At 59.9% G+C, this 24,018-nt stretch carries 23 protein-coding genes; 4 read left to right on the top strand and 19 right to left on the bottom strand.

The features are described 5' to 3' along the window. Positions 1–50 precede the first annotated feature (50 nt). From dbpA to ACTRWH_RS16060, 4 genes are all read left to right on the top strand, one after another. A complete protein-coding gene (dbpA, locus tag ACTRWH_RS16075; RefSeq protein ID WP_462826635.1) occupies positions 51–1,424 on the top strand; it encodes an ATP-dependent RNA helicase DbpA in 1,374 nt (457 codons plus the stop codon). 223 nt (positions 1,425–1,647) lie between these two features. After that, the gene (locus tag ACTRWH_RS16070; protein WP_036206745.1) at positions 1,648–1,899 is read left to right on the top strand and encodes an OadG family protein; all 252 of its coding nucleotides are present in this window, start codon (positions 1,648–1,650) and stop codon (positions 1,897–1,899) included. Positions 1,900–1,941: 42 nt separating this feature from the next. Next, complete coding sequence (gene oadA, locus ACTRWH_RS16065; RefSeq protein ID WP_075195257.1) at positions 1,942–3,732, top strand: sodium-extruding oxaloacetate decarboxylase subunit alpha; 1,791 nt, start codon at positions 1,942–1,944, stop codon at positions 3,730–3,732. 13 nt (positions 3,733–3,745) lie between these two features. Further along, positions 3,746–5,080, top strand: a complete 1,335-nt coding sequence (locus tag ACTRWH_RS16060) for a sodium ion-translocating decarboxylase subunit beta (protein WP_369810904.1) — start codon at positions 3,746–3,748, stop codon at positions 5,078–5,080. A gap of 80 nt (positions 5,081–5,160) precedes the next feature. On the opposite strand, the gene ACTRWH_RS16055 is transcribed toward ACTRWH_RS16060, so the two are convergent. From ACTRWH_RS16055 to ACTRWH_RS15965, 19 genes are all read right to left on the bottom strand, one after another. Next, positions 5,161–8,280, bottom strand: a complete 3,120-nt coding sequence (locus ACTRWH_RS16055; RefSeq protein WP_462826634.1) for an error-prone DNA polymerase — start codon at positions 8,278–8,280, stop codon at positions 5,161–5,163. Further along, positions 8,280–9,698 carry a Y-family DNA polymerase gene (locus ACTRWH_RS16050; RefSeq protein WP_462826633.1) on the bottom strand — a complete coding sequence of 473 codons (1,419 nt, stop codon included), beginning with the start codon at positions 9,696–9,698 and terminating at the stop codon, positions 8,280–8,282. The genes ACTRWH_RS16055 and ACTRWH_RS16050 overlap by 1 nt, the downstream gene beginning before the upstream one ends. Before the next feature lie 8 nt (positions 9,699–9,706). Beyond that, positions 9,707–10,396: a translesion DNA synthesis-associated protein ImuA gene (gene imuA, locus ACTRWH_RS16045; RefSeq protein WP_151981891.1), complete on the bottom strand. Its 690-nt coding sequence runs from the start codon at positions 10,394–10,396 to the stop codon at positions 9,707–9,709. A gap of 194 nt (positions 10,397–10,590) precedes the next feature. Continuing rightward, positions 10,591–12,468 (bottom strand): SGNH/GDSL hydrolase family protein, encoded by a 1,878-nt coding sequence (locus tag ACTRWH_RS16040; protein WP_288074583.1) that lies wholly within the window; start codon positions 12,466–12,468, stop codon positions 10,591–10,593. 2 nt (positions 12,469–12,470) lie between these two features. Beyond that, entirely contained in the window at positions 12,471–13,064 is a 594-nt protein-coding gene (locus ACTRWH_RS16035) for a YmfQ family protein (protein ID WP_288074582.1), read from the bottom strand. Further along, positions 13,052–14,113, bottom strand: coding sequence for a baseplate J/gp47 family protein (locus ACTRWH_RS16030; RefSeq protein WP_288074581.1), 1,062 nt, complete (start codon positions 14,111–14,113; stop codon positions 13,052–13,054). The genes ACTRWH_RS16035 and ACTRWH_RS16030 overlap by 13 nt, the downstream gene beginning before the upstream one ends. After that, positions 14,114–14,563, bottom strand: coding sequence for a phage GP46 family protein (locus tag ACTRWH_RS16025; RefSeq protein WP_288074580.1), 450 nt, complete (start codon positions 14,561–14,563; stop codon positions 14,114–14,116). It lies immediately after the preceding gene. Beyond that, positions 14,560–15,282, bottom strand: a complete 723-nt coding sequence (locus ACTRWH_RS16020; protein ID WP_462826632.1) for a phage baseplate assembly protein V — start codon at positions 15,280–15,282, stop codon at positions 14,560–14,562. Before ACTRWH_RS16020 ends, ACTRWH_RS16025 begins: the two co-directional genes overlap by 4 nt. After that, positions 15,279–16,319 carry a phage baseplate assembly protein gene (locus ACTRWH_RS16015; protein ID WP_462826631.1) on the bottom strand — a complete coding sequence of 347 codons (1,041 nt, stop codon included), beginning with the start codon at positions 16,317–16,319 and terminating at the stop codon, positions 15,279–15,281. The genes ACTRWH_RS16020 and ACTRWH_RS16015 overlap by 4 nt, the downstream gene beginning before the upstream one ends. A gap of 142 nt (positions 16,320–16,461) precedes the next feature. Continuing rightward, positions 16,462–17,625, bottom strand: a complete 1,164-nt coding sequence (locus ACTRWH_RS16010) for a DNA circularization N-terminal domain-containing protein (protein WP_462826630.1) — start codon at positions 17,623–17,625, stop codon at positions 16,462–16,464. A gap of 33 nt (positions 17,626–17,658) precedes the next feature. After that, positions 17,659–19,488, bottom strand: a complete 1,830-nt coding sequence (locus tag ACTRWH_RS16005) for a phage tail tape measure protein (RefSeq protein WP_462826629.1) — start codon at positions 19,486–19,488, stop codon at positions 17,659–17,661. Between the two features lie 107 nt (positions 19,489–19,595). Next, entirely contained in the window at positions 19,596–19,976 is a 381-nt protein-coding gene (locus ACTRWH_RS16000) for a phage tail assembly protein (RefSeq protein WP_462826628.1), read from the bottom strand. Further along, the gene (locus ACTRWH_RS15995; RefSeq protein WP_462826627.1) at positions 19,976–20,329 is read right to left on the bottom strand and encodes a phage tail tube protein; all 354 of its coding nucleotides are present in this window, start codon (positions 20,327–20,329) and stop codon (positions 19,976–19,978) included. Before ACTRWH_RS15995 ends, ACTRWH_RS16000 begins: the two co-directional genes overlap by 1 nt. A 48-nt stretch (positions 20,330–20,377) precedes the next feature. Beyond that, positions 20,378–21,868 (bottom strand): phage tail sheath subtilisin-like domain-containing protein, encoded by a 1,491-nt coding sequence (locus ACTRWH_RS15990; protein ID WP_462826626.1) that lies wholly within the window; start codon positions 21,866–21,868, stop codon positions 20,378–20,380. Between the two features lie 3 nt (positions 21,869–21,871). Next, the gene (locus ACTRWH_RS15985; RefSeq protein ID WP_462826625.1) at positions 21,872–22,084 is read right to left on the bottom strand and encodes a DUF2635 domain-containing protein; all 213 of its coding nucleotides are present in this window, start codon (positions 22,082–22,084) and stop codon (positions 21,872–21,874) included. Positions 22,085–22,089: 5 nt separating this feature from the next. Further along, complete coding sequence (locus ACTRWH_RS15980; RefSeq protein ID WP_462826624.1) at positions 22,090–22,626, bottom strand: phage protein Gp37; 537 nt, start codon at positions 22,624–22,626, stop codon at positions 22,090–22,092. Continuing rightward, positions 22,623–23,084: a phage virion morphogenesis protein gene (locus ACTRWH_RS15975; protein ID WP_462826623.1), complete on the bottom strand. Its 462-nt coding sequence runs from the start codon at positions 23,082–23,084 to the stop codon at positions 22,623–22,625. Before ACTRWH_RS15975 ends, ACTRWH_RS15980 begins: the two co-directional genes overlap by 4 nt. After that, complete coding sequence (locus ACTRWH_RS15970) at positions 23,081–23,497, bottom strand: phage protein Gp36 family protein (RefSeq protein ID WP_462826622.1); 417 nt, start codon at positions 23,495–23,497, stop codon at positions 23,081–23,083. Before ACTRWH_RS15970 ends, ACTRWH_RS15975 begins: the two co-directional genes overlap by 4 nt. A gap of 1 nt (position 23,498) precedes the next feature. After that, entirely contained in the window at positions 23,499–23,990 is a 492-nt protein-coding gene (locus ACTRWH_RS15965; RefSeq protein ID WP_462826621.1) for a hypothetical protein, read from the bottom strand. Positions 23,991–24,018: the final 28 nt, after the last annotated feature.

Genomic DNA, 24,018 nt, shown 5'->3' with positions numbered 1-24,018 from the left:
CTGGTCGAACCCATCCTTTATTTATCCATTTGCCCCCGGGAATTTCTTTTATGCCGTCATTCAGTCAGTTGGGCCTTTCCGAGCCAATGCTCGCGAACCTGTCGAGGCTTGGCTTTGAAAATCCGACACCGATTCAGTCCGGCGCCTTGCCTCATGCTATGGCAGGTAAGGACTTGATCGCCATGGCGCAGACCGGAAGCGGCAAGACGGCGGCGTTTGGCATTGGCCTGGTGGAAAGGCTGAATCCGCGACGCTTTTCGGTGCAGGGGCTGGTACTTTGTCCCACACGTGAACTGGCGGACCAGGTGTCGAAGTCGCTGCGTGAGCTGGCAAGGGCCCGTGACAACGTAAAGATTCTGTCACTGTGTGGTGGCGTGGCTATCGGCCCCCAGATTGGCTCCCTCAGCCACGGCGCTCATATTGTGGTGGGTACTCCAGGGCGCATTCAGGATCATTTACGAAAGGGCACTCTGAAGCTGGACCAGCTCACAACCCTCATCCTGGATGAGGCGGACCGGATGCTGGATATGGGATTCCAGGACGCGGTGGAAGACATCATCAGCCAGGCGCCCGCAAAACGGCAGACCCTGATGTTCTCGGCGACGTGGCCCGAGAATATCCGCAAGTTGAGCGAGCAATATCAGCATACGCCGGCTGACGTCAGGATTGAGAGTCAGGCTGTTGAATCCGATATTACCGAGCGATTCTACGAGATCGCGCCCGGACAGCAAGTCCAGGCCGTCGCGGCGCTATTGTCGTTACACCAACCAACGTCCTGCATTGCCTTCTGCACCACGAAACAGCAATGTGATGATGTCGCCAATGAGCTGAACGGCCTCGGGTTTGCGGCGCTTCCGCTTCACGGTGATCTGGAGCAGAGGGATCGTGACAGTGTTCTGGTTCGTTTCGGCAACCAGAGCTGTTCCGTGCTCGTGGCGACCGATGTGGCGGCCCGCGGTCTGGATATAAAATCTTTGCCGTTAGTGGTTAATGTGGAGCCGGCCAGGGACCCGGAAGTACATACTCACCGAGTCGGTCGAACCGGCCGGGCCGGGGAGCAGGGGCTGGCGGTCACCTTCTGCACCCCGTCGCAGGCCCATAAGATTAACCGGCTGGAATCCGGGCGTAAGCAAGCCGTGACCTGGGGGGATACAGACAAGCTGCTGAAAACTGCGTTGCAGCCGCTGGAGCCGACGATGAGAACCCTGTGTATAGCGGGTGGGCGCAAAGACAAAGTCCGGCCAGGAGATGTGCTTGGTGCGCTGACCGGTGAGGCTGGGCTGCCCGGGGCCGTTGTAGGCAAGATCGATCTATTCGATTTTCAGTGTTTTGTGGCAGTGGAGAAGGCATCAGCCGCCACGGCCCTGAAAAGGTTGGAGCAGGGGCGTATAAAGGGCCGGAAAATGCGTGTGCGGTATGCATGAATGAGAATGATTTTTGCCCACTCCAGGCCCGTCAGTACGGGCCAGAGAGCTCGGAAACCACCTATTGAAACCGCCAATTAGGTTGCTCAGTGAGTCGGAAAACGGTAAATTACGCGGGATTTTGCCCCCCGAACTGTCCGAATGGCTGGTAAAACCACGCTCCTGGCGAGGCCTGGCCAAGGGCTCGGGAAAATCAACAACTCAATACAGGTAGCTATTTGTTATGAGTGAGCTAATGTCACAAGCCATCGATCTGATGGTCGCAGGCATGGGGTTTGTCTTCGTATTCCTGATCATATTGGTGTTTGCAACCCTGCTCATGTCAAAACTGGTCCATCGGTTCGGCCCGCCTGAACCCGTTGCTCCGGCCCGTACTCCACGTGCAAGGCCTTCGGCGCCATCGTCGGTCGATCCTGACACCGCTGAAGCGATTAAAAAAGCGATTGCACAATACCGGTCACGCCACAAGAAGTGACCTGGCAGATAGATTAGAACCTTTAAACAGAAGGCTGACACGATGACTGACACAAAGAAACCGCTGGGGATTACGGACGTTATCCTGCGTGACGCCCACCAGTCCCTGCTTGCCACCCGCATGCGGCTTGACGACATGCTGCCCATTGCCGAGAAACTCGACAAGGTTGGTTTCTGGTCTTTGGAATCCTGGGGCGGAGCTACCTTCGACTCCTGCATCCGTTACCTAGGCGAAGACCCCTGGGAGCGCATCCGTGAACTGAAAAAGGCCATGCCTAACACCCAACAGCAAATGCTGCTGCGTGGCCAGAACCTGCTGGGTTACCGTCATTACGCCGATGATGTGGTCGACCGTTTCTGTGAGCGTGCCGCCGAGAACGGCGTAGACGTGTTCCGGATTTTCGACGCCATGAACGATCCGCGTAACCTGGACCGTGCGATCAAGGCCGTTCGTAAGACTGGCAAGCATGCCCAGGGCACCATCGCCTACACCACCAGCCCCGTGCACACCATCGAAATGTGGGTTGAAATGGCGAAAGAAGTGGCCGACATGGGCGCGGACTCCATCGCCATCAAGGACATGGCCGGTATCCTTAAGCCTTACGTAGCTTTTGATCTGGTCAGCCGTCTGAAGAAAGAGCTGGATATTCCCATCCATATGCAGTGCCACGCCACCACCGGCATGTCTACCGCCACCGCCATCAAGGCCGCGGAAGCCGGTATCGATAACGTGGACACCGCCATTTCCTCCATGAGCATGACCTACGGCCACTCGCCCACCGAGGCGGTTGTTGCCATTCTGGAAGGCACAGATCGTGACACCGGCCTGGACTTGACCCTGCTTGAGGAAATCGCCAGCTATTTCCGTCAGGTGCGTAAGAAGTACGCGAAATTTGAAGGCAGCCTGCGTGGCACCGATTCCCGCATCCTGATTGCTCAGGTACCGGGCGGCATGCTGACCAACATGGAAAACCAGCTGCGAGAGCAGAACGCGAGCGACAAGTTCGACGAAGTTCTGGATGAAATTCCCAAGGTTCGCGAAGACCTGGGCTTCATTCCGCTGGTCACTCCGACTTCCCAGATCGTGGGTACCCAGGCGGTACTGAACGTTCTGACCGGTGAGCGTTACAAGTCCATCTCCAAGGAAACCTCCGCCATCCTCAAGGGCGAGTACGGCGCTGCGCCGGCGGCCATGAATAAGGAGCTGCAGGAGCGCGTTCTGGATGGCAAGGAAGTGATGACCTGTCGTCCGGCCGATGTGCTTGAGCCTGAAATGGACAAGCTGACCGACGAGCTGAAGAAGCTGGCGGAAGAGAAGGGCATCAAGCTGGCCGACAATGTTGAGGACGACGTGCTGACCTACGCACTGTTCCCGCAGATTGGCCTGAAGTTCCTGGAAAACCGTAACAACCCGGATGCATTTGAGCCGGTTCCGACCGCTGAAGACGCAGCACCTGCCAAGAAAGCTGAAGGCCCGGAAACCTACACGGTCGATGTTAATGGCAAGAAGTATGTTGTTGCGGTGTCCGAAGGCGGTGAAATCAGCCAGATTCAGGGTGAAGGCGGTGCTGCATCCGCACCTGCTGCTTCCTCTTCCGCGCCTGCACCGGCTGCGGGTGAAGGCGAGCCTCTGGTCGCGCCTCTGGGCGGCAATATCTTCAAGGTTCTGGTATCTCCCGGCGACGCCGTGGAAGAGGGCGATGTGCTGATCATTCTCGAAGCCATGAAAATGGAAACCGAGGTTCGGGCACCGAAAGCCGGTACCATCGGCGAAGTCTTCATCAAGGTCGGTGATGCCGTCTCCCCTGATGATGAAATGCTGACAATCGCATAAGGGCCAGCATTCCATGGATAAATTAATGACACTCTGGACAGGTAGTGGCCTGTTCAATATGGAACTTGGCCAGGTGATCATGATCGCCATCGGCCTTCTTCTTCTGTTCCTTGCGATTCGCAAGGGGTTCGAGCCGCTGCTGCTGGTACCCATCGGGTTCGGCGGTATTCTGGCGAATATTCCGGAGGCAGGGCTTGCCCTGACTGCGGCGGAGAACGCGATTCATTTCGCCCTGAAGAGCGACACTACGCAGGTGCTGGCCGCACTGGCTGCGCCGCTGGATGTTGCTTATCAGGCCGGCCAGGCTATTACCCCTGAGCTGAAAGAAGCCTTCAAGGTGGCGGTCAAAGAGGCCAGCTACTCCGACATGGCGATGGCAAATGCCATTGCCCAGGACTTCGGCTATGGCAATGGCATGCTGTATAACTTCTATTCTGTGGTTATCGGTAGCACCATTGGTCCGCTGGTGATTTTCATGGGTGTCGGCGCAATGACGGACTTTGGCCCGCTATTGGCGAACCCCAAGACAATGCTGCTTGGCGCTGCAGCCCAGTTCGGTATATTCGGAACCGTTTTGGGTGCTGCATTGCTCGATTGGCTGGGTATCCTGGACTTCACCATCCTTGAAGCCGCCGCAGTCGGTATTATCGGTGGTGCGGACGGTCCTACCTCCATTTATGTGTCCAGTGTTCTGGCGCCGCACCTGCTCGGGGCGATTGCAGTTTCGGCTTACGCTTATATGGCGATGGTGCCGATGATTCAGCCGCCGATCATGAAGGCGCTGACCAGCCAGAAAGAGCGGGCCATCAAGATGTCCCAGCTCCGCCCGGTGAGCAAGAAAGAGAAAATCGTGTTCCCGCTGGTGGTACTGATTGCGGTGGTTCTGTTCCTGCCGGACGCTGCGCCGCTTCTGGGTATGTTCTGCTTTGGTAACCTGATGCGCGAGTGTGGCGTGGTCGAGCGCCTGAGCGATACTGCCCAGAACGCACTGATCAATATCACAACGATTTTCCTGGGCCTGTCGGTTGGCTCCAAGCTGATGGCTGACAAGTTCCTGGATGCGCAGACGCTGGGTATCCTGGGCCTGGGTATTGTGGCCTTTGCTGTGGGTACTGCGTGTGGTGTTCTGATGGCGAAGCTGATGAACCGCTTCACCAAGGAAGCTATCAACCCGCTGATTGGTTCCGCTGGTGTGTCTGCGGTGCCGATGGCTGCAAGGGTATCCAACAAGGTCGGCCTTGAGGCCAACCCGCAGAACTTCCTGCTGATGCACGCTATGGGGCCAAACGTGGCCGGTGTTATCGGCTCTGCGGTGGCTGCAGGTGTGATGATCAAGCTGCTTAGCTGATTGTTTCACTTCAGCACCTGAGAGAAGGCCCCGCTTTTGCGGGGCTTTCTTGTTTTAGTCGCCTCCGCAATGGTGCTTCATCAATGAAAATCCCGGGAATTAACCGGTAACGTCTGAATCAGATGGCTCAAATCCGACAGCCTTCCTGCCATCACGTGAACAATATCGCCTTCTCTTTCCAGAATCCCTTTCACATGTAACAACCGGGCCGTTATCAACGGCTTGCGCTGCCGCCGTGCGGTTTCCAGCCAGACCACCACGTTTACGTTTCCGGTTTCGTCTTCCAGGGTAACGAAGGTGACGCCGGAGGCGGAGCCGGGGCGTTGGCGGCCTGTGACAAGGCCAGCAACCTGAACCGGTCGGCCAGGCTGGATATTCTTGAGTTGTTCAGCGTTGAGACAGAACTTCAGGTGCCCCTGTTCCCGGAGCAGGGCCAGGGGATGGCGCTGCAAGGTCAGGCCCTGGCTGGCGTAGTCGGCCAGTACATTCTGGCCTTCCGTGGGTTCGGGCAACTGGTAACAGTGTTCTGGCTGGTAATGAGCCGCTGTCTCTTTGGCAAAGAGCTCCGCGGGCTGTTCGTGCTCAAGCAGTTGCCAGTAAGCCTGATGGCGATTAGTGGTAAACGTTGGCATGGCGTTAGCGCCTGCGAGCCGTTCCATGTCGCGTTGGTTCAGGCCGGCCAGGTGACGTAGTTCGGCGGTGGACCGGTAACCTTCAGCCGGGCGATTGTTGTAAAGGCGCTCGGCGCCGCTGGCAGAGAGGCCCTGTATGAGCCTGAGCCCCAGACGTAAATGACGATTGGGCGGCTCCAGGGTGTGATTCCATTGGCTGTGGTTTACATCCGGTGGTAGCACGGTGACGTCATGACGACGGGCGTCCTGGACCAGTTGGGACGGTGAGTAGAATCCCATGGGTTGGCTGTTGAGCAGGGCGCAGTAGAAAGCGGCTGGGTAGTGGCGTTTAATCCAGGAGGACACATACACCAGCAGCGCAAAACTGGCGGCATGGGATTCGGGAAAACCGTAACCACCGAACCCGCAGATTTGCAGGTATAACCGTTCGGCGAAATCGGCATCGTGGCCGCGTTCCAGCATGCCGTTGATCAACTTGTCCCGAAATGGCGTCAGGTCGCCGTGAGACTTCCAGGCAGCCATCGCACGGCGGAGTTGGTCGGCTTCACCGGCAGAGAAGCCAGCGGCCACCATGGCCAGCTTGATCACCTGCTCCTGGAAAATAGGCACACCCAGGGTGCGCTCCAGAACGTTCCGTACAGCGTCGTTGGGATAGTCCACCGGCTCCAGGCCATGCTTGCGACGCAGATAGGGGTGAACCATGTCACCCTGGATAGGGCCGGGGCGGACGATGGCCACCTCGATCACCAGATCGTAGTACTTTTCCGGTTTCAGACGCGGCAACATGTTGATCTGGGCACGGGATTCCACCTGGAAAACACCGATGCTGTCGCCTTTTTGCAACATGGCATAGGTGGCGGGATCTTCCAGGGGAATATCCTGCATGGAAAAAGGAGCACCCTTTTCCTCACTGATCAGATCCAGGGCCTTGCGGATGGCCGTGAGCATGCCCAGGGCAAGCACGTCCACTTTCATCAGGCCCAGGCTTTCCAGGTCGTCCTTGTCCCACTGTATGACGGTACGGTCCGCCATGGCGGCGTTCTCCACCGGTACCAACTCGGCCAATGGCCCGGCACTGATGACAAAACCACCGACATGCTGGGACAGGTGGCGGGGGAAGCCCAACAGGGTATTCACCAGGGTAAAGAACTGGTCGGCCACTTTCGGGTTGCGGGTGAGGTGTTTGTCGAGAATCTGCTGGCGCCAGTTGCTGGCCTTGTCCCGCCAATCGATGCCTTCCAAAAGCTGTTCCACCATGGCGGGATCAAAACCCAGGGCTTTGCCCACATCCCGGATGGCGCTGCGCGGCCGGTAGCGGATCACTGTGGCGGCCAGGGCTGCGCGTTCCCGGCTGTAGCGCCGGTAGATGTACTGGATAACTTCTTCCCGCCGTTCATGCTCGAAATCCACATCAATATCGGGTGGTTCACCGCGATCCTTTGATATGAAACGCTCGAACAGCAACTCCACACGGGCCGGGTTGACCTCGGTGATGCCCAGGCAATAGCACACGGCAGAGTTGGCAGCCGACCCGCGGCCCTGGCACAGGATGCCTTTGCTGCGGGCGAAGGCGACTATATCCTGAATAGTGAGGAAGTAGTGCTCGTACTTCATCTCTGATATCAGGCCTAGTTCCTTGCGTATCAGCCTCTGAACGCTTGGTGGCGTGCCGTTTGGGTATCGCCGGCGTTCACCGTCGTGGGTCAGTTGTTTCAGGTAGGCCGCTGGCGATGTTCCGGCCGGCACCAGGTCCGGTGGGTATTCGTACCGCAAGCTACCCGGTTCGAAAGTACATTGCTCTGCAATCACCAGGGTTTCCCTGAGCCAGGCTTCCGGAAACAGGCGATCAAGAACCGGTAATGGTCGAAGGTAGCGCTCCCCGTTCTGGAACAGGCAATGGCCGGCGTTCTCCAGGTTGGTGTGGTTGCGCAGGGCCGTGAGCACATCCTGCAACGGTTGCCGCTCGCGACTGTGCATGTGCACCTCTCCGGTGGCGGCTATCGGACAACGCAGGTGGCCTGCCAGCCAGCGTGCCCGTGCCAGTTGCTGCTCCTCTCCGGATTCAAGAGTGCGGGCTGCGGCTATCCAGAGATTCGGCTCAAACAGGCGCTGAAGCCACTCACCACAGGCCAGGGCCTGGTCTGCATCTGCAACAGTGGGTGAGGGTGGCAGCCACAGGCACACACAATCGTCCAGGGAATGGGTCTCGATATCCCGGAAGAATAACCGGTACTGGCCTTTCTCCGCTTGCCGTCGGCCAGTGGTGATCAACTGGCAAAGCTGACCATAACCCTTACGGGTGCGGGCCAGCAGGATGAAGCGGGGAGTAACCGCTCCGGGTGGGGCATCGTCAAGTTCAAACCAGCTGCCGGTGATCAGCTTTACCGGGCTGTCTTTCAGTGCGGCCCAGGCCCGAGGAATGCCAGCCACTGAGCACGCATCTGTGATGGCCAGTGCAGAGTAGCCCAGTTCCAGTGCTTGCTCGGCCAGTTCATGGGGATGTGAGGCCCCGGTCAGGAAGGTGAAATTGCTGAAGCAGAAGAGTTCGGCATAGCTGAAGTTGTCCATCAGCCAAACCAGCCATGCACAAACCAGCCATCCCGCACATCCCGGAACACCCAGGCAAGCTGGCCGGTGGACAGCTCGGCAATGTAATAATCCCGGTGAACCCGCTGGCCATCCCACCAACCTCCACTGATCCGTTCCGGGCCCGAAAACCACATGGTCGGAGCTTCGGCCAGCGGTTGTGGCCCTTTGAGTAACCATAAAGGACGACGGGGTAACTGGTCGGGAGAAGGGAGGCGGGTATGATTTTTCCGCTGCACTTCGGAGGCCGACCAGGCCCGTTCGGGCCGGTGATCCGCCTGCGGCGATAACTGCCGTAATGAATGTCCGCCAAGCCGTGCCTGCAGACGGCTGATCAGGGTGTGCCAGGCTTCGTTCAGATCCTGCGTTTCACCCAGAAGATCCTGGCCAGAGGCCGCTTCCCGCCCCAGGAAGCGTTTAACGGACAGCACTAATGAGACCACCGGAGCCCTTAACGGGTGCTGCTCAAACCGTAGGCGGATAAGATTCAGAAATGCTTCGGCCCGATGCTCGGGGCCGGAGGTGCGAACCCGAATGCGGGTAGGCTCCTCATGCCGGTGCTGCAGGACCAGCAGCAGGCTGTCGGTATCCTGCTGTCGCCAGCACAGGTCTTCCTCGAGTTCTGACAGAATGCGCTGCAGGGGGAACAGCAGGCCCTGGGACTGCTCAATCTCCTGCACAAAATCCGCCTGCTGGCGAAAGGTGTGGGGCGGTTGCCAGGGTGTTTGTGGGTCCGCGCGGTTACCTTGGATTTTCTGCACATACGCGAGGGTTTCCGGCGACAGACGGCGGGCCAGTTCACTGGCAGGCAGTGCGAAGACCTCATCCAGGGTGTTCAGGCCGAGCCGTTGCAGACGGGTACAGGTTTTGTCATCGAACTCTGCCGTCAGCAGGGGCATCTGCCCCAGTGTACGCAGGATATGGCCTTTGTCCGCCGTGCACTCGCCCTTGCCGGCCCGGGCAATCAGTCGGGCGGCCAGTGGTGTGTGGCCGATGGCTGTCCAGGCGTTAAGCTGGCGTTCCTCCAGCCCCTGTTCCACCGTTTGCCAGACGGCTGCCAGCCCACCGTAAAGCCGTTGCAGGCTGCCCACTTCCGCCAACAGGCCATTCGGGGGTACCAATACGATATGAGCCGCGTACCGGTATAGCCAGCGCGCCTGGTCTTCCAGTATCCGGGCTTCCTGTTGGTGGTCCGCCCTGAGCATACGCAGCTCCGGAACCAGGCTGATAGCGGTTTTCAGGCGCATGCCAGCGCGTACTCCCTGGGCATAAGCTTCCGGGCAGGCCTGGATAATCTTCTGGCCGGAGCCTTCCACAACAGCCAGCGCCCCCTGGTTTTCGCGGGAGCGGCGAATATGATCCAGCAACAGGTGAGGAAAATGCAGGTACAGCCAGAGCATGATACGCCTTACCCGGTCTTGCCGGCCCAGGGGCCCTGGACCACCCGGGGGGCTTCCCGGAAGGCCAGATCCGCCCGGTGAGACATGGCTACGGAGCAACATTGGCCGGGCCAACTGCCGCGACGTTTCAGAACATTGACCTTGAGCGCCTGTTGACTTCCTGCCGTCAGATCCAGGCGTAGCGCCGCCGGGGAGTTCTGTTCGGCATGACGCCGTTCGCGGAACAGCACGCACACATTGCTGCCGGCCTCCGCAGCCAGTTGCAAGCGCCGTATGTCACGGGCAGCCAGTTTTCCGGGCCAGGCCATCACCAAGCCGGTGACCGGTGAACGCAGGCAGTTTTCCAGTGTCCACAGGAAGTCGCCATCGTCTTCGGTGTTGATCAGTATGACCTGATCCAGATTGACCCCTTCGCGGGCCAGGGCAGGGGCGTAGGGTGTATGGGGAGGGTTCAGCCAGAAGACGGTCTTACCTGCCTGAGAAAGCCGTTGCATCAGGGGGAGCAGCAGGTGCAGCTCACCAATGCCGGGCTCATCCAGCAGGCACTCACTCAACGCCCCACGGGGCCAGCCAACACCGCCGAGCTGGTTGTCCAGCACCTGGTAACCGGTTGGCTCCGTTGGCCGACCAGTGCGGGTATGGTGCTGACCCTGCCACACACGGTCGTCCTGCATCAGCGTATTCAGAATCTCGCTCATGGAAAGTTCTCTATATACTGTTTAAATATACAGTATTCTGAAAAAGACAGGATTTCAAGCAGTGGGTTGATAATGTGGCGGAACGAATGTAGCGCGCCAAAAGACGTGGGACAGAAGAACAAAATAAATGAGACATGGCAGGTGAGGAGAATCAGAGTACACGCCTTACGCTCCGCCACTAGAATCTCAAAGAGTTATTGTATCTCGATCAGCGGTGCAATTTGCTCTCCAATGTACTGCCCTATAAGCGTATAACCAGAAACGTTGGGGTGAATCTGATCCAACGTGAAAGACAGGGCCGCATATATCTCGCCGGGCTCACGAATTCCACTTTCCATAATGTCGACAAAAATATCAGCCGACCTGAAGTTGCTGTACTTCCGGTTCCAGTAGTCGAAGTACTCCGCGCTAAACGGATAGTTGCCAGAGCGCGTGTTAGGCACTACGCACCCCAGGTTGACAACCAAGGCGGCGGTGTTCTTAGCACGAGCTAAAGTCTGGCCGATGTTGTCGTTGCGCGTGCCGTAAGAAATATTGGCTCCGAAGTCGTTATGTGCCGACCCGTTGATGAACACTTTAGCCCCGTCAACTAGCGCCTCGTCAACGCGATTTACTATGTCCGTGGAAGTCTCGCTGCCCACGCCGTGGTTAGCCACAAAATTGTTGCGAAGCGTCGGGAAGCTGGATTTCAAGCTGGCTCTAAGGTGCGACTGCCACGAACTCTGGTAGTTGTCCACGCCTGCATAGAACGAAGGGTCGGGGTCGTAGCCATTATGACCCGCACAAACACTATCACCAATTGAAGTAAAGTTGGGGCGGCTTGCCTGCAGGTATTGGATGAAGGCCGTCCCGCTATAAGCGGTGCTGTCGGTTCTGACGGCCAGCTCGGTTATCGGGCTCTGGGTCGTTCCGTCATGAACTGCTGCCGAACCAAGCAAAACAAGATCGGCGCCGTTATCGTCGTAAACGCTGACATACGCCGAACCCGTCGAGGTGGCTTTGAACCAGTCGATTACGAACTTAAAATCGCCTGTGAAGTCTTGACCCGTAAGAAGCACGCTAGATGAAACAATGGTGCCCCCAGCATCTCGGGTGATTATGGACAGGGTACCGGCCTCTCGGCTTTCTGTGTCGCCGTTGTAATTAAAAAACAGTATGGCGTTGCCGCCATCTTCGTAGTTCAGGCGAACCGACGTCCAGTTTGTCGTGACATCGGAGCGAACAGACCCGTAACAAACAAGCGTTTCGTTACCCACGGCACGAATGGGCAAGTAAACCGAAGAACCGGCGCCGGTTAGCTCCAGTTCGCCCGTGCCTAATGACAGGCTGCCCGTATCGCCACTGAACGGAGAGATCGAATCGCCGTTGCTGATCCCATAAGCGTTTTCGTCCAACTGAACACTGAAACCGCCTGAAGGACCAGACCCCGTCAAGGAAACCCAAGGCTGCCAAACGCCGGCGGAGTTTCGAGAGCGAACTGCTAGATCGCTAGATTCCAGCGCGAAATTGAGCTGAGAGGCGCCGCTGGTTTCTCGTTCAACATGGATGACAGTGCCGGGCTCGTAGTAAACATTTGTGGAACCTGCGGGAACTTTATAGAAACCTGTTTCATCCACATCATTAAAATCGGTACCGCTGTTGGGTTCGATCGCTAGACTGGCCTCATAGCCCCATTGCCGCACCCAAGCACCTGATTCGCCGTCCTCTCCGTCAGGAGCTTTGTATATCTCCGGCTCACTCACGACTTCAGCTGAAAGGTCCTGGGAATCAAATGCCCAAATAGCAGGCTCATTGCCCGCCTGGCTTACATGCCACCCGTCAACCGGTGAAGAAATCGCTGTCATTGCCGCGACACTATCAACAGCAATGACGCGACCAGAAAGAAGATCCGCCAACTGAAATGGGTCCTGTTTATCTAGCTCTCGACCTCCCGCCTCGATAGCATTAGCGATTTCTTCCTGGACCGCATTGAGCCACTCAGCTGAAACAACCGTTGCGCGAGCGCCTTCTGAAGGATCGCCCTCGGTGAACTTGTTGTCATTCGTAGCTCCTGGACCATCAATACGAAACATTTTTATTCCCCATAACTGAAGTTAACAACGGTATGCGCTGGCTTGAGTTGCTCTACTGGGCACTCCAACTGGTCTTCGCCCCAGCTGCGCACTGGTTCGCCGGCGGCGCTTTGGCCGGCGCTGAATTCGACTACGGCGGTTTCCGTCGCATTTACCATCCAGTGGTGAAGCCATTCATCGTTGGTCAGGCTATCGCCTGCAGCTGAGAATCCTGCCCTGAAGGGACGGTATTCGGTGATCGTTACCTGGTAGCCGAGGCTTTCGGCCAGCTCGATGAAATAGGCCGGGCTGGCCCCACCTACTCGGATGAGTTTGCCGTGGGCTGCCAGCCGTCGTTCCTGGATAGTTTCGGGCAAGGTGTCGCACGGGCCCGGCAGATCCAGGAGGCGCTCCCAGTCAGTGAGCAGTTCATTGGTGCTTTCTGGATTGCCTTCTTTGACCAGTTCGTGGAGACGACTGTCCAGGCGGGAATACTCTTCCGCCAGAGCCTGCAGCAACTGCTGCCAATTGCTATCCGATTGCTCCGGAAGGGCCTTGCCGGGCGGAGCCAGTGACGTCAGCTGATTGCGGTACTGGTCAGCACTTAGGCGGTCCATGTGAACACCCCTGGCGTCGCGATTTCATTGGTTTGGTGAGTGACATTAACCGCCGGGCTAACAAGAGTGTGTCGGCTCTCACCAGCAGCCACGTAGATGATCCCGTTCAGCTGACTGAGGTAGATGGTGGCGCCTGGTTCTGGATCACGGCGGAGGTAGTCCCGAACGGCCAGTTCGACCCGGTCACGGACGATCTGGGTATCCGGGACGATCGTTATTTCTAGGTCCAGCGGTACCGCTACCGGCGCGATCACATAAGGCACCGATGCCACCGGCCGCACTGATTCGATGTATGCCAGTACTGCGTCGACAACCTCAGTTGTCGGTGTACCATCGGCCGTGGCCTCATCGGTCATGATCCGGGTGGTGACGGATCCGTTCTCCAGTTCGTTGGGATAGACCCACGCCCGGGTAACGTCCGGGTGGCCCTCCAGTGCCCACTGGATGTAATCATCTTTGCTGCCGCCATGCGGCGGACGCTGTATGCGGGCCAGGAGTCGCTCACGCAGCCGCTCTTCCGTCTCCGGGTTGGTACCTCCGGTCAGGCCTTCAGCACCAACAGTAGCGGTACCTTCAACGCCTGAGGGGCTACTGACCAACTCCAGCTCGGTGCCGGCGTCCTGGTTGCCGTCTTCTCCAGTCTCTGCGGCCGTCACTGAAACCGTGGCGGTACCGCCGGCGATGGTTACCGCTTCATCGGTCAGGTACTCGGCGCCGCTCTTGGCCTGCAGGCGGGTGTCCTGGGGAATGACGACATCATCATTGCCTGCAAAGGTCACATCGCCAGTAGCCGCTGTTGGGTCGACTGCTGGCACGCGCCAGATACGTGCCCAGCGCTGCAGGTATTCGGACTCAGCGGTGTCTGGGAACAGCTGGGTGGCAAGGAAATCCAGGTAACCATAAAGCCCGTGGATGCCGCCGGCCTCGATGTCGGCCAACACGCCGAGCAGGGAGCGCCGGAGTTCCGGCTGAGCGCCAGGCAGACGTGCGCGGATATCGGCACGGATGCGCTCCTGGAGTTCACTCAGTGACGGACGTTCAAACGGCATTTAAAGGCTCTCCCAAAGGTTGTTAAAGCGCTCTTCAATGGCTTGGCCATTGGTGCGGATAATTCGGATCTTCAAACCCAGGCGATCGGTGGCCACCGTTTCTGCTCCCACCTCGATGCTGTTGGCGATTCCGTCTTCGCGGAGCCATTCCAGGGATTCGGCGGCGTAGGTTTCTGCCCGGCGCCGAACCTCGGCCAGGTTCTTCTCACGAGAGAGGAGCCACAGGCGGGATCCAAAGCGATCGCCACCGGCCCGGGCCAGCATGTCTGCCCACCAGCCGCGCCGATCATCACTGCCGTCTGGTAGGACATCGCCGGGATTCGCTCGCCGATCGGTGAGCAGGGACAGGACCACAGCAGTGCGTAGGCCGTCGTCTGCGACCAGGTCGCCATTGTTCAATTGGATGTCGATGCGGCCGTCAAAGCCTGGCTGAAGTGCGATATCGGTCATTGCGCCGGCCCCGTGGTTCCGCCTGAATCACCAGGGTGGGTGTGACCTTTCAGGGAAATGGTGTCTGCCGTGACATCGCCCCCCGTAACGCCGAGGTTGCCGGCAACCGAAGCGCCGGAGCCGCCGCTGACTGCCATTCCGCCTTGTCCTACGATTGCCCCTTGCACAGTCAGTGCACCGGTGATGGTGACCTGTGGCGTGTCCAGGGTGACCGTCTGAGTCGCGGCCACCGTGGCGTTATCACACTGGCCAGTAATCTGCGGCGCAGTGGCCGCAATCTTGGTGGCGGCATCGACGTTGACGGATCCGCCGGCGGTCACGTTGGCGTTGTTGCCCACAACCACTTCCAGGTCCTGGCCGACGTTCACCTTCACGATGCGGCCGCGCTTCATGTGGATGTAATCCCCCTCGTCGGTGTAGAGGGCCACCTCGCCGTTCTGCAGGTTCTTCATCCGGTACCGGCGATCGTCCACCGCGATGGCCACCAGGTGGCCACGGGATCCGCCGACGGCCAGGGCGATCGCCTCGGCACCGTCCAGCGGCCGGCAGGTGAAACCGTATTGCTGGAACCGTTCCATTGCGGCTGCCTCACCGGCCAGCAGGTCCAGCTGCACCACCTGGAGCTTGCGGCCGTCGTCAGACAGCCGCACAACACCCCGGGAAACGATCAGGCGCAGGCGGCGCCAGACGGGAGCCAGCAGGCGGACGATGTCTCTCATCCCCATACAGATTCCTCCTCTTCCGGCTCCGGCTCTGCGGTCAGATCCCAGGCAGATGGCGGAACCACCTGGGCCTCGGCGCGCTCACCCTGGCCATCCAGCACAAGCTGAACGCCTTCAATGATCATGTCGTCCTGGATGCCCAGCCAACGGTCGCGCACGGACACCTCAAAGCCAGGCGTCCACAGACCGCTATCATGTCGCCAGCCGGCCACGGTGTAGGTCAGCCCACGGCCACGGCCGCGACGGCGGCGGGTTTCGGTTTCGGCTCGCTGCCGGCAGCCGGCCTTATCGACTGGCGTATCGGCAACGATCACCTGGGTGCGAAATCGGATAACGGGGTCGGTGGCCGTGCCTTCCGGGCTGGAGGCCTGTTCACCTGAAAGCAGGTCATCACCAGGTTGTTGGCCCTGGACGATGATCTCGGAGAAACGGTCACGAACCGAGAAGCGGCCGGAACCCTTGCGGATGTTCTCACCCAGGGCCAACGCTGTGTCGATGCGGCCACGGGGTGGCTTGGTAATCACCAGGCGGCCCTGGGGATCACACACAAAGATCACCGCCCGGTACCGGCCCATTTGTTCCAGGGCTTCGTAAAACGGCTGGCCAGCCTCAACGGCGGGTGCCTTTATGGGCGCACCGGTATCTGCCTCCACCACCACCTCAATACCGAACGGCTCGGCCAGCTCACGGGCAATGGCTTCCAGCTTGCGGGGTTTGCTCCAGGTCTTGCGCCGTGCGGAACAGTCCACCAGGTCGGCGGTCTTTGACCGGCCGCTGACCACCAGGCTGTGCTGATTGCCATCGTAGGCGGGAAGTACTTCATCGACGTAGCCGGTGATCACCAGATCGTCATCGATAAACACCTGGCATTCAGCGCCGCTGCGGACCGGTGCGGGCTCCGCGGATTCGCTCCACTTTTCAGTCAGGGAAAGCTCGAAACGGTCCGCCACCTGGTTGAGGCCACGGCGAATATTCACGGAGGTCCAGCCGCCGTGTCGATTACCGTCAATGAGAAGTTCAACCAGTGAAGACATAAGGCCCGCTTGCATATGACCCCCGGCGCGGGCTGGTCGCCGGGGGCCTTCAAAAAACTCTGGTAATCAGCCCGTAGAGTAGGTTTAATGGTGGCCTGATCACGCAGTAGCCTTGGGCCTGAAGCCCTTCAGCCTTGTTTCCTTACTCCCCCAGTACTTCCAACGCCTCACCCGCCGGTACCCGGCCCGGGTGTGCTACCCGATTGCGGCTGATAATTGCATCGGCCCGGCTTGCGTCCCCGTAGAGTTTCTGTGCCACCACCAGGGCTGGCAGGGGCTGCTGCAGGGTCACCGATCGCAGGCGGGGAAGCTGGGCCCCGCGCTGCTCCAGATCCCGGACAACCGCCGCACGCACGGCCGTTAGGCTTGCATAGACGTCATTGGCAGGGATGTTGTCCGAGGTCAGCTGCAGCTCGATGCCGGCCGTGATGGTGTCCCTGGCGGCAATGGCATCATCCGCTGCCAGCCAGTCCGTGGCGGCTGCCACTTGAGCAGACTGTAGAACGGCCGCACGGCGCACCAGGTTGTTGCCGGCACGGATGGCCGCCATCTGCAGCTGACGCGGTACCGGATCCAGTGGGGACGTCACGGGCGGTTCGTCGCCGGCACTGAACAGGTCATCGTAAACACCCAGGGCGCGGCCCGGCTCGTTCACCAGGTCACGAACCGTGGCAATGCTTTCCAGAATCTGGGCGCCCAGCTCGGCCGGGCTGCGGATCAGTTCCGATATCGGGCGGGTGACATCGCCCACGGTGCTTTCGATGCCACGCAGGGCGTTCTGAAGGCCGGTCTCGATGGCAGCCACCCGATCGGTGGCCAGCTCCAGCACGTTGAAGTTTTCCTCGAAGTCATCCAGGGCAGCCTGTTCAGCCTCGGCAACGGTACGTTGCACCTGGCGTTGAGTATCCTGGGTGACACGAGGCAGACGCGGCTCGTCATCAGCACGAACGACAGTGAACGATACACGGGCGATACCGCCTTCGCGGGTGCTCTCGCGGATCCGCATTCCACCAACCAGGACCACCTGGTGTGTGCCGTAGTACGGATGCACCAGCTCACCTGCACCTGGTGTTTCGGCTGCGTCGACAAGGCGTTGCCGGGACAGATCGTAATCCGGGCCGATCAGAAACCCTTCAATCTGCCATTCGCGTTTGTTGCGGCCGAGATCTTCCGCGTAGGGCTGGTCCCGCAGTGGATACTCGTGGACCTCAACACGCCTGCCCGGTACCTGGCTTGTGCGTTCCAGGTAAATCTCTATGCCGCGAAAGGTGGCGACGGCTTCGCCGATACGATCAGACCAAGGCATGGGAACCTCTTTGCTTATGTTGTGCGGTGGACATCAAGGCATCACGTAGGACATGCCGAGGTCGACATCCATGTCAGGACCGTTGTCACCCCGCGCGGGCGTGACAGAAGTAACTCGGCCTTCCTGGTTAACCTCTATTTTCAGGGTGCCGGCATCCCGTCTGTCGTTGTATTCGACAGCCCTCTGAGCCTCATCATTACCGAAGAATGCAAGCGTCCTGGCGACTGCCTCACCAATCGAATCGCCAATCTTCCTTCCAGTTTCCGTGCCGTCGATCAGCGTCTTGTTGATCAAAGTTCCCACGCCGTAGCCAGCGGCTCCTGCAGCACCAACCGCCAGGCCGGCAGTACCGATCGCGCCCGCGCCAAGCGCACCTATAGAACCAACAGGGGCACGGCCCAGGTTCCGCATGGGGTTGAAGATCCGCCGAGAGCGAGCAGCTGCGCCGCCACCGCGTGGGCCACGCCTGCCACTTCCAGACGGGCCGCCCATGCCTGGGTTATTAACAACGTAAACAGGAATCGGGGAGACGCCAGAAACGGCGCCTCCGAGTGCTCCGCCAACACCTCCACGGCCACGTCCTAGCACCTTCCTACCGGCACTCAAATAGTCGGAGCCAAGCTTTCCGAGGAACCGCCCACCGATTGCAACACCAAGGCCTCCAAGCGCGATGCCGCCAATCTTGAGCCAACGGTCCACCGTTTCCTGGTCCAGGCTATTAAGTGCGTCTGCCGCCGACTGCACAGCGCCAGTCATGTTGTCGTCTGCAAAATTGGTCCAGGCCGAGGTGAGGTTTCTCATAGCGCCGGCCATGGTGTCTGCAGCCCTGGCTGAATCATTCATGGTGGTGGCGCCATCACCCTGAACTTCCATAAATTTCGCCAGGCTGCTCACAGAGCCTGTGCGCTGGAATTCCCCGGCAGCGGCGTTAAATGCCCGCATCGCTTCAGCATCGAACACTGAAGAAAGCCGAGTGGTTCGACCGTCCACCGCCTGGATAATTTCCACCATCAGTTCGTTGATGGGTCGTAACACCTGGCGGCCTTTCTCCAGTTCCTTCGGGTCGAATATCTGGATGCCACCTTTCTGAAGCGCCTTGACCTTGTCAGCGTTCTGAAGTGTCCGGAGCAACGCCTCAAACGCCGTAGCAGCCATTTCAGATGAGCCGGTACCCATGCGGATAACCTGCAGGGCCGCGCCCATTTCCCTGATCGCGCCGGCACCTTCTCGGCCCATGGCGGTGTAGGCTGTGACCACCCGGGGGCCGAGAGATGCAAGGTTCTGCAGGGTGAAAGCACCTTGCTTACCTTGCTGGTTGAGCGTGTCCAGCACGCGGAGGATCTCGCCCGAATCCCTGATATCCATCTTCTGGAATTCGGCCATGATTTCGCCGATGTTCTGGCCGGCCGCGCCAGTGGCCGAGATGGCCAGGCCGATGTTGCGGATGTTCTCCTGAGCGAATTCCAGGTCACCGGTTTTTTCAACGATGGATTCGATGGCGCTGGTGATCTGGGAAGGATCAACGCGTATATCCGGGGCCCGGGCCGTCTCGAAAATCTTGCGGCGCAGGCCTTCCATTTCCTCTTCAGACTTTTGGGCCTGGATGCCCAGCCGAGTGAAGCGCTCTTCCATGCGGCTGAGCGAACGCAGCGTGCCGATGCCAGCAGCACCGGTTATCAGGGCGGTATAGCGGTTACCCATGGCATCCAAGCCGCGCCCGACCATCTGGGCGGACCTGCGCACTCGGCCCAAGTGACGCTCACTGGTGCGGCTGAACGACCCCACGGCCCTGCCGTAGCGTTCGGCCCGTTGTTCAAAATTGCCGGTTAGGTTGAGGGCGACACTGGCCTTCATTTCACTCATGGGATTCGCTCGCGATGTTGAGGGTGGTAATCAGGCGGCGAAGGGGCAGGCGGTCAATGTCGTGCGGGGCCCAGCCAACGGCCCGGGCGACCCGCACAGTTACGCGTTCAAGATTCGGCCTGGCCCTTATCAGTTCGCCCCCGCTGCGCCACCTCGCGGGACGCGATGGAGGTGATGACCGCCTGTTCCAGTTTGCTGCACTCTTCGTGCAACAGCTCCAGGTCCACCGGGTGCAGCTTGCGCATCTCGCCCAGCGAAAGCGGGCCTTCCACATCCCCGATTTTGGCGATCTGCCGACGCAGCGTGTGAATGCCCACGGCGCTGGGGCTGGCCACCAGCTGAGGACCTTCCTCGGTGGCCACCACGCGCTCCGAATCTGCCTGAGCGTCGAAGATATCCCCGGCGGTCAGCTCTCGGATGGTGGCGGTTTTAAAGGTCTTCTCGCCAACCACCAGGCCCATCTCCAGTTCCACGGTTACTTCAGCCATTACACACGCTCCAGTGCCAGGCCGGACATCTCAAGCTGCACCGATCCGTTACCAACGTCCAATGGGGTTGGCGAGGTGGTGAATGCACCACGCAACATCCATGTCTGACCGGTGTCGGTCTCCAGGAGGATGGTTGCTTCGGTCAGGCTTGACAGACGCACGATGTCGGTGTCTGCCGTGTGGTGCACCACCACGCTCAGGGTGGGCGCGACCGGGTTCTCGGTATAGCCCACCGGTTTGCGGCCGTTCATCTTGGCTTCACGCTCGAACCCGCCCGGGTTGAGGGTGCCCTTGCCGTCGGTCAGCAGCTCTTCACCACCTTCCCGGATATTAACGTTGCCGGTGATCTTCATAACGGGTTTACTCCTGTCTCAAACCGGTTTTATGGAGCCCTTAAAGGCTCACTTCCGGAACTGTGTCTGCATGGCGTGGATGCGGTACTGGCCAACCAGCTTGGGTGAATCGATGACGTTCAACCGGCCTGGGTTCTCCGTGTCGATCGCAGCATCCAGGGATTCGGCATAGCCTTCGTAATCCTGTGCCCAACCACGGCTGAGGAAATCCCGGTACAGGCTCAGCAGCTCCGCCTTGGCCACGTTGGGCGTGACGATCGGTTGGCCCGCACCAAAGTTACCGGCATCCGCGTCTTCTGCCAGCTTGTGCCGTGGGAAGCGCTGCAGGATGCGGGCGCGCTGGTCGTATCGGATCCGCTCCAGGGTTTCGGCCACGTTGATGTCCAGGTAAGAGTCGCTCGGCACGCCGCTGTCGGTTTCCTGGAAGGTGGTCACCTGGCGCTCGATGCTCACGGTACCGTCATTGGCCACCTTGAAGGTAGCGATGCCGTCGTACAGCAGCAAGTTGCGCTCGGTGTCGGTGAAGCGATCGGCTTCCTTCGGGCCCAGGATCAGCGGCAATTGAAGTGTCTGCAGCGGCCGGGCGGGATCCGTGGCCAACGCCTGGCCGGCAACGGCCGCGTTCACCGCGCACCACAACCAGGTGGGACTGACTGCTTTGCCGGTTCCCATCACGGTGAGGTGCGGGCTGTTGTGGTTGCCACCGAAGGTGCCAGTCTCGCCGTGGGTACCACGGAAAGCGGCGAAAGCGCGGCCGCCGATCTGGCGCATGGGGCCGAAGCGATCATCCAGTTCATCCTTGAGCGCTGTCAGGTTCGCCGTGTCCGTGTAGGGGCAGGCAATCCAGTTGTACTGCTCGGGGCCCAGGGCTGCGATGGCGTCGACCAGGTCCGGGTTGCTCGCGCCACCGGTCATTTCTGTGATGGTGGGCGTGACACCGGCAATGCGGTCCTCGCCCAGGGCGGCAAAGCGGATATCGATATCGTCACCCGTTTCACCGGCCCAGCGACATTCCAGGTCCACTTCGGAGGCCACCGTGGCGTTGACGGTGGCGGTTACTGGCAAACGGCTGTCGGCGTTGATGGCATCGACCAGGGCCTGGGCGATGCCATCGCCATCGTCACCCACGGCCACGCCGATACGAACGCGATACCCAGCAAGGTAAAGAACCATCGCGCCAGCGGCGCTTGCACTACCTGCCAGGGCAATCTTGCCGGTTGACTTTACACCGCCGGAGCCTTCCTCCACATCGTCCAGCGGCAGTGCCCAGGTTTCCAGGTACGGCTGAGCGTTGAGGGAATGGCGCAGCATTTCGGCCAACATGGAGCCACGGCCGTAATAGCGCTCGGCCTGTTCGGCGTTGGTAACACGCTCCAGTTCCAGGGCTTCGCGCTCTCCCGAGTCCAGGCGCTGGCCAATCACCAGGAGGCGGCCCTGAAAGGCCGAGTTGCCAGCCAGGCGGTCATCGAATTCGATGTACACACCAGGCACCCGCAAGGCAGCGGGGATTTGGTTGAAGATACCGGCACTGATGGACATACCTTATGCCTCCTTTGTGTCAGTGGATTTGGCTTTCGCCTTCGGCTTGCGCGGCGGCTGGGCCGCAACCACGTCCTGGTCCCTCAGGCGGCGGCGCCAGAATGAATTCAACGTCACCTGGCCACCGTCCGCTGGCAGCGGCTTGCCGTTCTCCTGGCGGATGCGCAGGCCTTCACGGGGTTTCACGTAGATGGTTTCTTTTTTCAAAGCGCTCAAAGTCATTACTCCTGGGGCAGTTCAACCCGGTCTTCGGCGACCGGGCCGTCACCCACTTCATGGGTGGCGGTGTAAAAGGTGAAGTCCGCCAGTTCGGCGATGTCGGCGGTGCGCAGGCTGATGCCTTGCTGCCAGCTCACGGCCCACAAGGCGATGCCGTGGCGGTCGAGCTGGCCGCTGTACAGGTTCTCGGCGGCCACGCGGGTAGGGTTCTGTGTGTTGTCGAGATTCCAGGTGTTCTTCCGTACCAGGCGTAACAGCGCCTCGGAGAAGTCCAGGGCAGCCACATCCCGGGTAGCCTGGGGCGTGTCCCGCGTAACCAGGTAAGCTACCCAGCGCACCTCTGCAATGTTGGTGGGGCCATCTGCGATGGCCGGTACCGAGACGGCCGCAACCAACACGGCCGGGGCCTGCTTGCTCCAGCGAGTCAGTTCTTTAAGGTCAAAGCGGCCGCCGTGAGCCTCGACGGTGTAAAGATCCGGCAGTGCGGTCTTGATGGCGTTAACGATCGCGTCCCGCGTCAGCTTTATGTCGCCGCTCATGCTGCCTCCAGGTGTTTGTCCAGCCAGCGATCGGCTACCGCTTCAATCTCGTCAAGGTTGTCCGGAGAGAAGCCGAGGGACTGCCTGGCGGGAATGGCGGCTGGCCCGGGGGCCATGTCTGGCGTGCCGCCAAAGTTGTGGATGGCGAAATACACCAGGTTGGAACCGATCAGGGCTTCGTCGCCCTCAATCTCGCTGGTTACGCTGTCGATCAGGTCGCCTTCACCTTCCAGTAAAGAATGACCACCGTGGCGGGTGGCGGCATAGTCCGCGCTCCAGGCCTGCCAGGGTTCGCCGTCCGGCGATTCCTTGTCTTCGCTGATCCGCCGGCGCGTCTGGCTTTCTGCCACACCTGCCAGCTGCTCCAGCAGTTCCTTCCGGTTAACGTCGCCCAGCCGGTTAATGCGTTCTTGCAGCCGGGCAACGCTGGCCAGGCTGAACTGAAGGCTGATGCTCATGTCAGCCTCCTGTCACGGCCCCAGCGCCGGGTGCGTGAGGTGATCTGTGGCTTGATGCTCACCGGGCTCTGCTCCTGGATGCCCAGGCTGACTTCGCCCTTGGCGATCCGGCGCAGCAAGGAAATGGCATTGTCGTAGCGTCCGCGCCGGTGTTCGGTGGCGGTGTCCGCCTCCGGTGACAGCACGTGAAAGGCGATGTCTACAGCCAGCTTGGTGAGGATGCGCGGCACCTTGGGCAGCGGCAGCTTGTACTGCTGGCCCACGTAGGTGTCGATCTCGGCGTCTGCATCCAGCAGGGCCTTGTCGACAACGTCCGTATCCATCTGGCCGTCCCGGTCCCGATCGGACGCCACGAGAACGGCGTCGTTACCGAAGCGGTCGATCAGATCCTGGAGCGTGGCGTAGACAGCCATATCAGTCTTCCTGGCCTACCGGGCGAACGGCCAGGCGCGGCTCTTCCATGATGGCCTTGAGCTGCTCTTCGGTCAGCTTGCGAACATCGAGGACCTGCTCCCGTGGGCTAAACTCGAAGCCGGCACGGCGGAACCGGGGCGTCATCGCCTTCACCGCGATGCGCTTGACCTCTTCTGCCTCGCTCGGTGTTTGCGTCTCCGGGCTTGCCTGGTTCTCCGGTTGCGCTTGCGGATGCTGGGTGTTGTCATTGTCGCCCCCGTTATCCGCCGGCGTGGCCTGCTCACTGCCTGCTGTGTCCTTGACCTCGGTGTTTTCCTTCACCTCGGTGCTGTCCTTAACGGCGGCGCCGTCCTTCACCTGGTTGGTGTCCTGAGCCGCGTCTGCAGCCTGGGTCTGTGTGTTGTCCTTCCCGGGCGCCGTACCCTCGGCAGCCTTGGTGGCTGTCTTGGTGGACTCGGTGGTCTTCGTTGTGCTGGTTTTTTTGGCAGCCATAACGGTGCCCTCCCAATGCTTGTTCGGT

The organism is Marinobacter sp. G5_S1_61_S3, assembly GCF_054968585.1.
The sequence above is the reverse complement of the archived record's forward strand: the minus strand, read 5'-3'. Positions and strand labels throughout refer to the sequence as shown.